Genomic DNA, 13,929 nt, shown 5'->3' with positions numbered 1-13,929 from the left:
CCCCCTTTTCGTCGCGATTATTGTTAGCCTTACCAGCAACTTAAAGATTATACGATGCAGCGCTACAAGAAAACACACCATACATAACGGTGTGTCTGAAAGTGTAAACAAACTCATAGAATGAAACTGTTTCTGGATTTCCACTTCGTACAGACGCTTTCAAGGAACAGCAAAAAATGAAATACTTCTTTTAAACGTTTACTATGACAATCTCATGACCACGTAGTATTCTTTGCAAAGGCGAGGTAGGTTTATTGTTACCTCAAAAATATTCGGCATGCTAGGAGCTTGACTAGTTGAGTGGAGTGGAAGGCGCGACGCTCCAGCTCAGAACAACACGAGCTGAAAATCCATTTTTTACGGCTTTTGTCGCAAAAATTAGTTGAAGCCGTGCCTGCGGAAAGGGAGCGCCTGGAACGGAATTCAACGATATGTTTACGTAAAATACTCTAGTTTCGCATTGGGGAAAAATTTTTTCATATAGCCATAAAGATGTTCTTTTATGTCTTCCTCTTCTTCTTTTTGATAAATATATTTACCAATCCCATATTTCCCCCACTTGTATCTTCTCGCAGTTTCATCCAATTCTAATTTTGTCATCGGATAGTTTTTTTCGATTACTTTTTTCGCAGGCTTTGTAAAGCGATGTTGAATAAATTCAAAGGTAATATCGTCCCTTACATCATGGGGCAATTCCGCATCTAGACGCTCAAACATATGATAATAGCCTTCCTCCCAACCTTCGTGCAGATAAATGGGCGCAACAATAAAACCTAGAGGATAGCCTGCTCTCGCTACTTTTCCAGCCGCTTCAATGCGCTTATCTAAAGGAGATGTGCCTGGCTCAAAGTTTTTAATCACATAGTCCGCATTTACACTAAAACGAAATCTTGTCTTGCCATTATGTTTGGCATCTAATAAATGGTCCACATAATGGAATTTCGTTACAAATCGCAGTAAACCAAACTCACTTTGTCCAAAATGCTCAATCGCTCTTTTTAACGTATGTGTTAAGTGATCAATTCCAACAATATCTGATGTACACGATGCTTCAAAGCGCGTAATTTCAGGTGCTCGTTCTGCCATATAGTTGTCTGCAGCTTCAAGTATTTCCTCAACATTGACATATGTGCGAATATAAGGCTTGCTGCCCATCGTTGTTTGCAAATAACAATAATGACAATGCCCCATACATCCAGTGGCAAAAGGAATAGCATACTCTGCTGACGGTTTAGAAGTATCAAATTTTAATGTTTTTCGAATACCCACGACGAGCGTTGACTTGGCAATCCGATACTTTTGCAAATCATTGTCTCCAGGAAGATTGCGCACTTGATTATGAGATGTAGTATAACGAATTTCTATGCCCATTTGCTCAAACTTCTCTTTTAGTTCTTGTCCAAGCGGATAGTCGAGCGCATCAGGTTCAAAATAAACGAGCTGAGGTGTAAATGGTTTTCGCATCCTCTACCTCCATCAATGAAAGTATTGATGATATGCTTGCTCCGCATCCATCTCACTTGAAAAAATAACAAAGTCATTCGTTAACGGATAGTAAGTTTCAAAAAGAAATAACGCCAATTCATTTGGATTTTCCGGATTAGTAACAACTGCCGCTTCCTGTATATTTGCGACATCTTGAATATGTGGATTGCGGTAAAAGATATAAACAATATCCCCTGCATTGTATGATTGCTGTTGCATTTCTTCATCCTCCTTTAGTCATTTCTATTAGTTTGGCTAAAGAAAGTGAAATTATGTTGTGTATTGAAATCATATTTTCACCTAGCTATTTACTTGAAGAAATTATTTCAAAATAACAAATCCCAAGACAGATCTTCTTATAATTAGATAAGTAATTATTTCCTTTATCTACTCTATTCTTTTTATCAAATTCCGTTAACAAGCAGAGTTTACTTCATATCTCTAAGTACCAGTTAGTGCAAGATGTAAAACTGACCACTATTTTTTTTACAAAATTGATACTTTTAAATAGGCCAAGCCTTTGCTAATGTTATCCTAGCATGCAGCATTGATTTACGAAGTAAGGTTTTGCGCAACTATTCTTTGACATTGAAAAAGCAAATAAGGAAGGTTTACAACTATGCAAAAATCAATAAGCTATTCACATTCACGCACTTTTGATCTCATTCTATCAGCCATGTTAATTGCACTTGTGTTTGTAGCAACACTCACATTGAATATTAAACTACCTATTAAAGCAAATGGTGGATTGGTTCATCTTGGTACAGGTATGCTCTTTATCGCATCTATTCTTTTTGGTCCTAAAAAAGGTGCCATTGCAGGTGCAATAGGCATGGGTTTATTTGACGTTGTATCTGGATGGACATTGTGGGCGCCTATTACAATCGTAGCTCGTGGCTTACAAGGCTATATCGTAGGGAAAATCGCTTGGTCGAACGGACGCAAAGGAAACAGCATTGCTTTTAATGTTCTTGCTATGATTATTTCAGTTCCATTTATGGTAGCCGTTTATTATGTTGGGGAAGGTATTTTATATGCCAATTGGGTTGCACCATTGACTTCTATTCCTGGAGACTTAGTTCAAAATGTTTTAGGAATGATTGTGGCAATTCCGGTTTGTATTCTCTTAAGAAAAACACCGATTTTCAAATAAATATTCGTAGTTCTTTGAGTTGTTCTCGCTGTTAAATCAGCGAGAATTTTTTATTTGCGATACACGCCTGTTCCCTTTACAAATAAAAACACACTCGCTTGCGCGAATGTGTTTTTCTATTTGGATAAATCTATTTTTTTATTTAATAAGTAAATGGTCACGCCACCAACAGTCATCGATAATAATTCTCCGACACCAACCGTAAACCATGTCGCCCAAAATGGCAGATCATACAGTATCGTTAATTGGCCTGCAACAGTAAACATCGATAGTGCAAAAATCACTGCTGTGATGACCATTTTCCAACTATCCTGCTTAATGTTTTTAGTTACCATTCGACAAAGAATTAATACTAGAAATGTTGCAATTCCGCCGATAGGCACATCAAGAATCCAAGTCGGCGACATAAAATTTGCTAATACAACACCTAGGGTTACTGCTACTACATAGCGTTTATTGTACAGCGCCAAATAGTTGAACATCTCTGACAAACGTAGCTGCACTGCTCCAAAGCTAATCACTGACAATAATACAGTTACAGCCACATATAAAGCTGCGACAAGTGCTACTTTTGTAAGTTCCCTTACAGAAGTACGCGGTGAATCTTTTACAATAGATGTATTCAATTTACATTCTCCTTTGTAAAATAGCAAGTTGCTATTTTAGTAATAACTACGACCAAAGGAAGAGAGCATATTGCCCTAACTGAAGTGCCGTAGTGTAAGCTGTTTTTGCTTACTTGCGTATTATAGCAGAAGAATGATTCATTGACCAATACTATTTCGCAATCCAACCACCGTCAATTGGTACCACAGCTCCATGTATATAATCAGCGGCATGACTCGCCAAAAAAAGCGTTAAATTCGCCACTTCGCTTGGTTGTGCCCAACGACCCGCTGGCGTCTCATTGGCAACCCATTTTGCCATTTCACCATCGCCTTCAAAATCCGCTTTGGTCATAGCTGTTTGAATAGCTCCTGGTGCAATGGCATTCGCACGTATCCCCTCACGACAATAATCTAAATCCAACTGTTTCGTATAGCCCACAATGGCATGCTTGGATGCTGTATAAGCCGCACCCCCACCTCCTGCAATCAGCCCAGCAATAGACGCCATATTAACGATGATGCCCGATTTACGCTTTACCATATGAGGCAAAATCGTATTCGTTACAAAAAAAGTACCCTTTACATTCGTATTCATAATTTTGTCCCATAGCGCCTCATCGGTATCTAGTGTTTTGGCAAAACCATCTAAAACGCCAGCTGTATTCAGTAAGATATCTACGCTGCTAAAGCTTGCCATTGCTGCTTGAAAAGCGTGCTCTACATCACTTTTTTTACAGACACTTCCTAGCGTATAAGCAAAGCGCTCAGGGTATTGCTGCTGTAATTGCCCTAACCCTCGCTCATCTACATCCAAACCAAAAACATAAGCACCGTTTTCTAAAAAAGCAATAGCTTGTGCTTGGCCAATACCTGACGCAGCACCTGTAATAAACACTGTTTTACCATTATATTCTGCAAACTTCATAGGATCTCTCCTTTATAAAAAGTAATCTACTATTAAAAACACTGACACAAGTCGCAGCTCTACATGCATTGTGCCAGCTCTTATCAACTATACCGCCTACAAAGCTTAACCTTCATATCAAAAAAATAGCATACTAAGAATCACTTAGCATACTATTATAACCTTTGAAACGACACTGAATTTAGTTTACGATTTTCCAATCTTCGGCTAATAAATCACATACTGTTGGTGTGAACATCGTGTAACCCTCGCCACGCACATTAATTAAAAAATAGGGGTTCAAATTCTCTCCGTCGTGCACGCTTTGACCTACAAGCTTAACATATAATTCAGCACCGCACCATCCTTCACGAATTACTTTCTCGCCCGCCTTTAAACGCGGTAATACTTCTTCAAACGTCATCTATACTCATCCTTTGTTAATCTTTTCTAATATGCCATACGAAAAAAGTATACTGGATATTTATTTTGTTTACAACAGAAGCTAGTTCATTTATAATTTTCATTCTAACTACTTTTTTGTTATATTAGTTCCTTATTTAGTAATATATTGGAAATTTAGAAACAACAGCAATATAAAAAAAGAATAGCTTCTCTACTTTTGCTCAACGTAACAACTCATTCCCTACCCATGAAAAAAGAACCCTCAATCCAAAATGGATCGAAGGTTCATAAGTTGATTAGTTTTTGTTTAGGCCTAGAGTCTCTGCTGTTGAAGTATGAACTTCTTCAAGAAGCTCTGGATTTTGTAATAATGAGATACCGTAAGATGGAATCATTTCTTTTAGTTTTGGCTCCCACTCTTTAGCTTGTTGAGGGAAACATTTTTGAATAACTTGCAACATAACGTGAACGGCAGTAGATGCACCTGGTGAAGCACCTAATAATGCAGCGATTGATCCGTCAGCAGCACTTACTACTTCGGTACCAAATTGTAATGTTCCTTTACCGCCAGCTTCAGTATCTTTGATAACTTGTACACGTTGACCTGCTACGACAATATCCCAGTCCTCGCTTTTAGCAGTTGGGATAAACTCACGTAACTCTTCCATACGTTGATCTTTTGATAATAACAGTTGTTGGATTAAATATTTTGTTAAAGACATTTCTTTAACCCCTGCCGCTAATAATGTTGTAATATTATGCGGTTTTACAGAAGCGAATAAGTCCATGTTCGAACCTGTTTTTAAGAATTTTGGTGAGAAACCAGCAAATGGTCCAAATAGTAATGATTTTTTGTTATCGATAAAGCGAGTGTCTAAATGTGGAACAGACATTGGTGGTGCACCAACTGCAGCTTTACCATATACTTTTGCATGATGTTGTTCAACCACTTCTTGGTTTTTACATACCATAAACAATCCACTAATTGGGAATCCACCAATGTGTTTTCCTTCAGGAATGCCTGATTTTTGTAATAATTCAAGACTTCCTCCGCCAGCTCCAAGGAAGACGAATTTTGCTGTATGGTATTCCATTTTACAGCCATCTTTATCATGTACTTTTAATTCCCATAAACCGTCTTTCGTACGTTTAATGCTTTCGACACTATGGTTGTAGTTGATATCTACATCTTTCGCTTTTAGGTGGTCAAATAAAATACGTGTTAGAGCACCGAAGTTAACGTCTGTACCAGTGTCAATTTTTGTTGCAGCAATGGCCTCATTTGCTGGGCGGTCTTCCATAATAAGTGGAATCCATTCTTTAAGTTTTTCTGGATTATCAGAGAATTCCATCCCTTTGAAAAGAGGATTATTTGACATTGTTTCATAACGTTTTCTTAAATACTCAACGTTTTTTTCACCTCTTACCATACTCATATGTGGTAATGGCATAATAAAATCTTGCGGATTTTGGATCAGCTTGTTCTTTACAAGATATGACCAAAACTGCATCGAAACCTGGAACTGTTCATTAACATTAATTGCTTTGCTAATATCAATAGTACCGTCTGGTTTTTCAGAAGTGTAGTTAAGCTCGCATAGTGCTGCATGCCCTGTTCCTGCATTATTCCATTCATTAGAGCTTTCCTCACCGGCGTTTGAAAGTTTTTCAAACACAGTAATATTCCAGTCCGGTGCTAATTCTTTGAGCATTGTCCCCAAAGTCGCACTCATAATTCCGGCACCAATTAAGATGACGTCTGATTTAGTTACTCTGTTACTCATTTTTACCATCCTTATATTTTAAGATTTGCAGAAATGATGTAGGTGTAAACTAGTCACACACCTTTTCTGTATCAACTATAAACTTACAATAGTCTATCACAACTATTTAAAGAATAAAATATCTACTACAATATTATAGTAATAAACTAATTAAAAAGTAGTAAAAAGTGCGAAGTCCGCTCATAATGTCCTTTGTACATATTTAAAACAAAAACCTTCCCCCTGTTTCCAGGAGAATGGTGCATTGATCAAATCGGATAAATGCATCGTCTGAAAGATGTTTTATGTTGTATAAAGTCAACTGATTGAATTTTAGTATGCTACTACTAAAATAATTTATCCATCATTTTTTAATGAAAGATATATTTTAACTTCACTCATACTAAAAGCACTAGACCTTTTAGTCTAAAAGTGCTTAATCGACTCTATTTTACATGATTTGCTAACATTCACAAGGTACCTTCAAACTAATTTTCGCTTTTTCGACGGGATATTCCAGCATTTTCACTCCAATTATGTATAAAGGTCAAAAGACACACTTCTTTAAACAAACGAAACAATTACTTCCAATCCTCTTCAATAACAAAAGCTCAACAATTATTTTTTCTCATTAAGCTAAGTGTTACAAATCAAACGATTATCTGTCACTTGCCTCATTAGTTACTGTATACGCTTCCATTAAATCTATCAAGACTTAAACCTTGGTTTTATTATCTCTTCCTTTTTAAGGAAATCATATACAACCTACAAAAATATTTTCTTCATATTGTTATATAACACAATCAAGTTTACCATACAACAACAAAAATTATTAGAATATTTTATTTTTTAAATAACTTATACATCAAGTAATTTATCTTTTCCAATAAATTCATTGCCCTAAACAGACAACTAAGGTAGGTCACTCAATGATAAGTGACCCGCCCTTTCGGTATACAAAATACAAATAATTATAAATTCAGATGTATATTTAATCGATTTTTACAATCTACCATACTACAGCGTACCTTCCTTATCTACGAAAAATAAGAAAACACCATAAGCTCTAATAAACGCAAGAAAAAAACGCCAATCCTGTATATGGATTAACGTCTCTATAAATCGGTACCGTACTTTTTCGTCGATAGAATATTGAACTATTGGTTGCCACAAACTATTACGCCCGTGCATATTAGTCTGACAGCACAATGACATTTTCTGCAACCTGCTTTTGATCAGTAGAATTGGGTATCTCAATTAAATCAAAGGAGACTTTTTGGCCTTGTTTCAGAAAGCGAAATGCATTTGGAAATCTTTCCTTATCCGGCAAAATCGAGCTAAAATGAACAAAAACATGATTGTCTTCCTCACCATTCAGCATAATACGTCCATAGCCTTTTTCATTTTTATACCATTTTACAATTCCTTCTCGTTTCATTTCTATCCCCCAAAATTATTATTGTAACGTCCCTAAGGTTGCTAAATCGGCTAATGTTAGCTGTTTTAAAATTTCATAGCCATTACCCACACCTTTGGGCTTGATAATAACGGTTCCCATGCTTGTCATTTCACCTATGGCAGTCCCTTTCGGAAAACTGTGTGCAATAATTACTTGATTAGTCCCAGGTGGTGGTTTTACTTCTAGATGTTTTTGGGCTTCCATTACAATTTGTTGTTGTTCCGTAGTGGAAATCGTTTCTGCTAATTTAGTAATTGAAAACCAGAACGGGTCAATTTGTAGATACATTGTTGGAAATGCAAGCTGTGCCGTTTCAATTGTTCGACAAAACGGACTTGTCATTATAGGTGAACTAATTGGAATTTGCCAATACCGCAGCATTTGTCCATAGTAAACGGCTTCTCGCCGACCGTAATCAGATAAATTTCTTTGCGTATAGCAGTTTTGAAAATTAACATATGGCTGATCTTCACCAACAGTTGCTTCTCCATGTCTAACATATAAAATCAATCCACCTGCTCTTAGTAAATCAAGGATTGGCTGTTCCAAATTGTTTTTATCCTCCTAACCTGCCCTATTAGATTTACTGTTAATGTATGTTTGGTATTAGCTCATACATGCTATGCAAAACATCTGCATTTTCTTAGCAACAAAAGCCTCCTACTCTATACATGTAGGAAGCTTAAGCTATTATTCTATCCTGTTAAGATGACTTTGCTTTAGCGAAAATTAGCGGTGAAGGAAAAAACCGCTAATAAACAGCCCTATAGACAAACCACATCAAAAAATTTTAATACTATCAGCCAAGTACATTTGCCCATTTACTTTAAAGGAATAATGACAATCGCTGTTGTCTCAAATTGTGCAGTAGATTGGATAGAAATGGTGCCGTTGTATTTTTTCACAACTTCTTTCACAATAAACAAGCCTTGGCCTCTAATTTTTCCTAGTTCAGCTTTTTTCGTTGTAAACCCTTGCTTAAAGATTTGATCGGGGTCTGGAATTGTTGGTCCTGTATTAACAATTTCAAATACATACTTCATTTCATCCGCATGACAACAAATTTTCATTTTGCGTTCACTTTCAGGCAATTCAGTTGTCGCATCAATCGCATTATCAATTAAATTTGATAATAATTTAATGATATCAGTTGTTTTTATTTTATCGAAAGTATCCTGTGAAACCGATATATCCATCTCAATATTATGATTTTGAGCAGCTAACTTTTTTGTTTGCAATAAAATTGACAGCCCCGGATGGTTAATATTTAATTTCAATGACTTTATTTCCTGTACCTCTTTAGATAATGATGATAAATACTGTTTCGCTTGATCTGGCTCTCCCAATTGTAAAAGCCCATGCAACACTTGAATATGGTTGGTAAAGTCATGTCTTAAGGACGATACAGAGGTAATTAACGCTTTTATTTCAGTTTGGTAGGTATCTTCTGTTACCTCTACTTCTTTTGTCACTTCTTTTTGATACCATCTCTGTAAAAAGAAAAACGATGCAATAACGATTACTATAAATATTCCATTATAAATAAACAAGAATAAATTATTTTCTAATACTTTTCCTTTGATACCATTAAGTTTGTCTGCGCTTATATCAATCCCGAGATAGCCAATAACGTGACCTTCTTCATTCTTAATAGGAGCGCCTACAGAAAGATAATCTCCGTGTTGAGGGTCATTAATGACATTCGTAACATATGTCAACCCTTGATAAGCTAGTTTGATTTGCTTTTCTGGAACAGTACAAATTTGTCCAATATCAAAGCCTACTGTGAGATGATTAGGAACACCGGCAATCATCGTTTTTGATACTTTAGGATTATCAATTTCTAACGTATAGACATTTAAGGCCCCTATTTTTTCTCGTGCATCATTTAAGTATTTTCTTATTTCCCAATAAGTTGCATTTTTCACAGGATTATTTGCAAATTTTTGATACAACTTAACATCAATTGATGATGCGATGGAAATAGCCGCTTCTAAGCTTTGGTTAGCGATAGATTCTTCCACCGTCTTTTTCATTTTCACATATGAAGTGAGCACATTTAAACTTGTGAACAATGACAATAAGACTGTCGCTAATACTAATATTAGTTTAATTTTACGATTTTTCATACAAACTGGTACTTCCTCATCTATTGTATTCATTATTTAACGATGTGTAATTACTCCTAGAACAAATTAATATTTATATTAATAACAATAATATTATACTATAGTAATTTTCGTTTTTTCATGTATATTTTTTAAAGTACGTTGAAAACAATACTTTTATCCAAGTTTATTTTTAAAACTTAGTAATTGTTATGCAAAAATGGAATAATTTATTTTTCTTTCGAAAAGCGAAATAGCTACAAAACGAAAGGAGAATAGCCCAACAAATGTTACGCCATTCCCCTATTTATTCTATTAAATTATAAACCAAGCCTAACAAATTAGATAGCCTGAATTATGTTTCCTTTAATGGTTATCGGAAAAATAAGTTTACCTTCGATAAATTGTTGGAGAGAAAATGATTGCGGCTCACAATTTTCACCTATTCCAACAACTACCTCTAATTGCTTCGGTGAGTATATAACAGTATGGAGAGTACCAAAATATTCTTGATATTGTTTAAAAAATAACGGAGAATCTCCATTATTGAAATGGTGATAGACAGACATGGTCGTACGCGCATCTACTACATAGCGATTTATAAAGCTTTTTCGTTGTTTTGAACCCTCAATGCAAGCTTTGTTTTTCCCTGCCAATTGTTGAGACTCAAAATGATTTGTGCATATAAGCGGATGTTCAGCAGAAACTACCCGCTCTATTGGTGTAGCCTCCACCACAACTGCTTTTCCACTTTGATCTGTCATGGAGTAATTGTAGCAATAGCGATGTGGAATTTTATTTAAAAGTGCAATAGCCTCTTCAATATTTTCACACTGTTCAAGCACTATTTTAACGATTGTAGTCGCCAAAAAGCCATCTCCTTTCCAATCATTATTGACAAAATGCAGCCCTACTACAAGCCCTTTTTCATTCATTCCATCTAACCTACCAATAATTTGCTGGCTAAAACCTACACTGGCATACCCTTTAGACGGTTTAGAAAAAACGAGTCTTGCATCATACATAACTGGACTAAAATCATAATTTCTTACATACTTCCCATTGTGTACAACCGAGGTACATCCCATATTTGGAAATATTATATTATAACCGCTATACATTTTTATAATGGTTTCATACGGCTGTTTTAAGCCAAACGCTAATCCCTTCATCTCTTGCAAAAGATTGGGCGAAACATGTCGCAACAGCTCTTGTACCCGCTGTGTATTACAAGTAGCAGATAAAGCTAACAGTTGTTCATTTTGCGCTAAATGTGCATTTGTTTTTATTTCGTTACTTTGTTGAAAACCTATTTCATAAGCATCGCCTCTTAAAGCTACTACAGATACGATTAATTCTTGATATTTATTCATTGAAATCCCTCCCATACAGCTATTCAATCTTCAGTATCATCGTAATCCTTCAAGTAACTGGAAGGTCAAGGGTATAAAAAAAGTTGCCTTCCTATAGGAAGACAACCTTTAACGTGACCAAATCAGTAGTAAAAGGTATAGATAAATTATTTTGGTGAAATAAAGATATTATCTTTATTTACATTATCCAAAACAAACGATACCCATTAGCTAAAGTTTTTTTCTTTTGATTTGAATGTTTTACAACACGTATCGGATGATTGAATGGCTGCTGCCTCTTCTGACATTGTATGCATTTCAAAGTCAGAAGCAAACTCCGCATCACGTTTGTTCGTATTACGTTTATCCATGTCGATTGCAATTTTTTCAGCTCCGCAATAATTACCTTTGGCATGGAAAACACAATTTGATACTGCACAGCTAACTTGGACATTCGGCATAACTATCCACCCCTTATGATTGGTCTTGAAAAATATAGAATGGAAAATCTAATCTATACTCTTCACTTTGTATTTTGTCCAATCCATAGGTTTTTACAAGTCAAGCTTAAAAATAACTTCAACATAATCGGTCAATACGATTGCAAGTAGCACATGTGATATTGTAAATTGTCGTGCTACAGAAAGACATCTAATTTTTGCCCGATGACCTCGTCTCATCTTGAGGATGTAGAAATTTTGGTCGTTTACTATATCCTTTTGGCGATAGACGTATTAATGTTTTCTTGGTATCGGACCAGTTTAAATTGGCACCAATATTTAAGTACGGAACGCTTAATACACGGATATTGGCAAAGTAAATAAGAATGAAAAACAAGGACAAAAAGAAACCAAATAATCCAAAGAAAGCGGCCATTGAGATAACAAATAACCTAAAAATACTCATTGCAGTTACAAAGGATTGATTGACAAGAGTATAGGCGGCAATACTTGAGATGGCAATCACCACGATCATGGAAGGACTCGTTATGCCTGCCTTGATTGCCGCATCTCCGATGATTAGTCCACCTACGACACTCATTGTTCCACTCAAAATAGACGGTAAGCGTAGATTTGCTTCGCGAAATATTTCAAACATAAATAACATTAGCAATATCTCCAATATCGTTGGAAAAGGCAAGCCAGTACGTGATTGGACAACCGTCGCTAACAGTAATATTGGCATCTGCTCTTGATGATAAGTCGTTAATGCTAGCCAAAAACCGGGTAAAAGCATACTTATTAATATCCCTACGATTCGTAACAGACGCTCTAATGTACCGACCATAGATGGATAATCATTATCCTCACCTGATTTAAAAAGTAGAAACATATTAGGCGGCGTAATAATTGCGTAAGATACGCCATCGACAAAAAGAAGTATTCGTCCTCTGACTAGCGCTTGTATTGCGAAATCTGGTCGCCCTGTATAATCATGTCGCGGTAAAATTTTCGCGGTTTTTTCCACACTTTCCATCATTATATCGCCACTAAAGACAACATCTGTATTAATTTTCCTTAATTGCTTTTTTAGTTCCGTGACCATATTTTTGTCCGTTATATCACCCATGTATAGGACAGCCACTGTCGTTTTAGAGCGCTTTCCGACTTCCACTGTTTCCACGCATAAAGAATTTGTAGGCAATCGCTTACGAATTAAGGCCACATTAATAAAAACATCTTCTATAAAATCATCTCTCGGCCCTTTTACCACTAGTTCTTGCTTTGTTTCTTCAGGATTTCGATTTGGTTTTTTTGTAATTTTACTTGAAAATAAAATTTTTTCCCCTTCAAAGTAAAGCAAAACAAACCCTGAATATACACGCGTAATAGCATCATCTAAAATGGTTACTTTTTGAAGATTAGGAATGTGTAAATCGTTTTTTATTTTTTCCTCTAATAAGTTTACAGAGCTGTCTTCAAACAAAGATTGAACTCGATCGATAATGACCTTATTCAATAAAAACTGATCGACCATCGACTCACATGTAATAAAATAAACATGCTGTTGTTGAAAGGTAAAGGATTGAAAAATTACGTCAGCAGAGCGTTGAAATAATTCTTTCAACATTTTCAATTCGATTTCTTGTTCTATTGATTGAATATTCCTCATCTCCTACTGAACCAAATTCAAACAAATTATTTTACTAAAATACTTATAAACATATATTTCCCAATGTCCAAAAAATTATGCAATAAATTTTACGACCATGCATCCTTTTAGCCAATCATTTTTTGTAAATTAGCCATTTCAATTGCAGACATCGCTGCATCATAACCTTTATTGCCAGACTTTGTTCCAGCACGTTCAATCGCTTGTTCAATATTTTCAGTTGTGACAATACCAAAAATTACTGGTACATTTGTCGAAAGCGATACGTTTGCAATGCCTTTAGCTGATTCGTTACACACATAATCATAATGCGTTGTAGAGCCACGAATAACTGTACCTAGACCTATAATGGCATCATATTTTTTCGTTTCAGCTAGTTGCTTTGCGATAAACGGTACTTCAAATGCACCTGGTACCCACGCAACATCTATTAAATCATCGTCTACACCATGACGCTTTAGCCCATCTAATGCACCACTTAATAATTTACTTGTTATAAATTCATTAAAACGACCAACGACCACCGCTATTCTTAAATCATTGCCAATTAATTGTGCTTCAAATGTTTTGCCCATCATTT

General features: G+C 35.7%; 14 protein-coding genes. 1 reads left to right on the top strand and 13 read right to left on the bottom strand.

Annotated elements, in window-relative coordinates; all coding sequences use genetic code 11:
• Positions 1-435: 435 nt before the first annotated feature.
• Positions 436-1,464, bottom strand: coding sequence for a spore photoproduct lyase (gene splB / locus T479_RS07780; RefSeq protein ID WP_024363350.1), 1,029 nt, complete (start codon positions 1,462-1,464; stop codon positions 436-438).
• Positions 1,465-1,476: 12 nt separating this feature from the next.
• Positions 1,477-1,704, bottom strand: a complete 228-nt coding sequence (locus tag T479_RS07775) for a transcriptional regulator SplA domain-containing protein (protein WP_024363349.1) — start codon at positions 1,702-1,704, stop codon at positions 1,477-1,479.
• Between the two features lie 400 nt (positions 1,705-2,104).
• Here T479_RS07775 and T479_RS07770 point away from each other — a divergent pair, with 400 nt between their 5' ends.
• Positions 2,105-2,638 (top strand): ECF transporter S component, encoded by a 534-nt coding sequence (locus tag T479_RS07770; protein ID WP_024363348.1) that lies wholly within the window; start codon positions 2,105-2,107, stop codon positions 2,636-2,638.
• 116 nt (positions 2,639-2,754) lie between these two features.
• On the opposite strand, the gene T479_RS07765 is transcribed toward T479_RS07770, so the two are convergent.
• From T479_RS07765 to ribH, 11 genes are all read right to left on the bottom strand, one after another.
• Positions 2,755-3,264 carry a QueT transporter family protein gene (locus T479_RS07765; protein ID WP_024363347.1) on the bottom strand — a complete coding sequence of 170 codons (510 nt, stop codon included), beginning with the start codon at positions 3,262-3,264 and terminating at the stop codon, positions 2,755-2,757.
• A gap of 151 nt (positions 3,265-3,415) precedes the next feature.
• Positions 3,416-4,171 carry a 3-oxoacyl-ACP reductase gene (locus tag T479_RS07760; RefSeq protein ID WP_024363346.1) on the bottom strand — a complete coding sequence of 252 codons (756 nt, stop codon included), beginning with the start codon at positions 4,169-4,171 and terminating at the stop codon, positions 3,416-3,418.
• A gap of 181 nt (positions 4,172-4,352) precedes the next feature.
• Positions 4,353-4,574: a DUF2829 domain-containing protein gene (locus T479_RS07755; RefSeq protein WP_025219141.1), complete on the bottom strand. Its 222-nt coding sequence runs from the start codon at positions 4,572-4,574 to the stop codon at positions 4,353-4,355.
• A 277-nt stretch (positions 4,575-4,851) separates the two neighbouring features.
• Complete coding sequence (locus T479_RS07750; protein WP_024363344.1) at positions 4,852-6,339, bottom strand: malate:quinone oxidoreductase; 1,488 nt, start codon at positions 6,337-6,339, stop codon at positions 4,852-4,854.
• 1,171 nt (positions 6,340-7,510) lie between these two features.
• Positions 7,511-7,756, bottom strand: coding sequence for a cold-shock protein (locus T479_RS07745; RefSeq protein ID WP_024363343.1), 246 nt, complete (start codon positions 7,754-7,756; stop codon positions 7,511-7,513).
• Positions 7,757-7,774: 18 nt separating this feature from the next.
• Positions 7,775-8,326 carry a histidine phosphatase family protein gene (locus T479_RS07740; RefSeq protein WP_025219140.1) on the bottom strand — a complete coding sequence of 184 codons (552 nt, stop codon included), beginning with the start codon at positions 8,324-8,326 and terminating at the stop codon, positions 7,775-7,777.
• A gap of 272 nt (positions 8,327-8,598) precedes the next feature.
• A complete protein-coding gene (locus T479_RS07735) occupies positions 8,599-9,906 on the bottom strand; it encodes a sensor histidine kinase (protein ID WP_024363341.1) in 1,308 nt (435 codons plus the stop codon).
• Between the two features lie 320 nt (positions 9,907-10,226).
• Positions 10,227-11,258 carry a choloylglycine hydrolase family protein gene (locus T479_RS07730; RefSeq protein ID WP_024363340.1) on the bottom strand — a complete coding sequence of 344 codons (1,032 nt, stop codon included), beginning with the start codon at positions 11,256-11,258 and terminating at the stop codon, positions 10,227-10,229.
• A 206-nt stretch (positions 11,259-11,464) separates the two neighbouring features.
• Positions 11,465-11,698, bottom strand: a complete 234-nt coding sequence (locus tag T479_RS07725; protein ID WP_025219139.1) for a DUF1540 domain-containing protein — start codon at positions 11,696-11,698, stop codon at positions 11,465-11,467.
• Positions 11,699-11,888: 190 nt separating this feature from the next.
• On the bottom strand, positions 11,889-13,349 hold the full coding sequence (locus tag T479_RS07720) for a spore germination protein (RefSeq protein ID WP_038509582.1): 1,461 nt from the start codon (positions 13,347-13,349) through the stop codon (positions 11,889-11,891).
• Between the two features lie 107 nt (positions 13,350-13,456).
• Entirely contained in the window at positions 13,457-13,924 is a 468-nt protein-coding gene (gene ribH, locus T479_RS07715) for a 6,7-dimethyl-8-ribityllumazine synthase (RefSeq protein ID WP_024363337.1), read from the bottom strand.
• Positions 13,925-13,929: the final 5 nt, after the last annotated feature.

Origin of the sequence: Lysinibacillus sphaericus (genome assembly GCF_000600105.1) — a bacterium.
Classification (GTDB): domain Bacteria; phylum Bacillota; class Bacilli; order Bacillales_A; family Planococcaceae; genus Lysinibacillus; species Lysinibacillus sphaericus.
Note: the sequence above shows the minus strand (reverse complement) of the source record. Positions and strands in the feature narration are given on the sequence as shown.

What these genes read in the sequence shown, in the direction of transcription:
- T479_RS07755 (WP_025219141.1), bottom strand. Translation starts at nt 4,574, where the DNA reads ATGACGTTTGAAGAAGTATTACCGCGTTTAAAGGCGGGCGAGAAAGTA.
- T479_RS07725 (WP_025219139.1), bottom strand. Translation starts at nt 11,698, where the DNA reads ATGCCGAATGTCCAAGTTAGCTGTGCAGTATCAAATTGTGTTTTCCAT.
- T479_RS07775 (WP_024363349.1), bottom strand. Translation starts at nt 1,704, where the DNA reads ATGCAACAGCAATCATACAATGCAGGGGATATTGTTTATATCTTTTAC.
- ribH (WP_024363337.1), bottom strand. Translation starts at nt 13,924, where the DNA reads ATGGGCAAAACATTTGAAGCACAATTAATTGGCAATGATTTAAGAATA.
- T479_RS07730 (WP_024363340.1), bottom strand. Translation starts at nt 11,258, where the DNA reads ATGAATAAATATCAAGAATTAATCGTATCTGTAGTAGCTTTAAGAGGC.
- splB (WP_024363350.1), bottom strand. Translation starts at nt 1,464, where the DNA reads ATGCGAAAACCATTTACACCTCAGCTCGTTTATTTTGAACCTGATGCG.
- T479_RS07770 (WP_024363348.1), top strand. Translation starts at nt 2,105, where the DNA reads ATGCAAAAATCAATAAGCTATTCACATTCACGCACTTTTGATCTCATT.
- T479_RS07760 (WP_024363346.1), bottom strand. Translation starts at nt 4,171, where the DNA reads ATGAAGTTTGCAGAATATAATGGTAAAACAGTGTTTATTACAGGTGCT.
- T479_RS07735 (WP_024363341.1), bottom strand. Translation starts at nt 9,906, where the DNA reads ATGAAAAATCGTAAAATTAAACTAATATTAGTATTAGCGACAGTCTTA.
- T479_RS07745 (WP_024363343.1), bottom strand. Translation starts at nt 7,756, where the DNA reads ATGAAACGAGAAGGAATTGTAAAATGGTATAAAAATGAAAAAGGCTAT.
- T479_RS07750 (WP_024363344.1), bottom strand. Translation starts at nt 6,339, where the DNA reads ATGAGTAACAGAGTAACTAAATCAGACGTCATCTTAATTGGTGCCGGA.
- T479_RS07720 (WP_038509582.1), bottom strand. Translation starts at nt 13,349, where the DNA reads ATGAGGAATATTCAATCAATAGAACAAGAAATCGAATTGAAAATGTTG.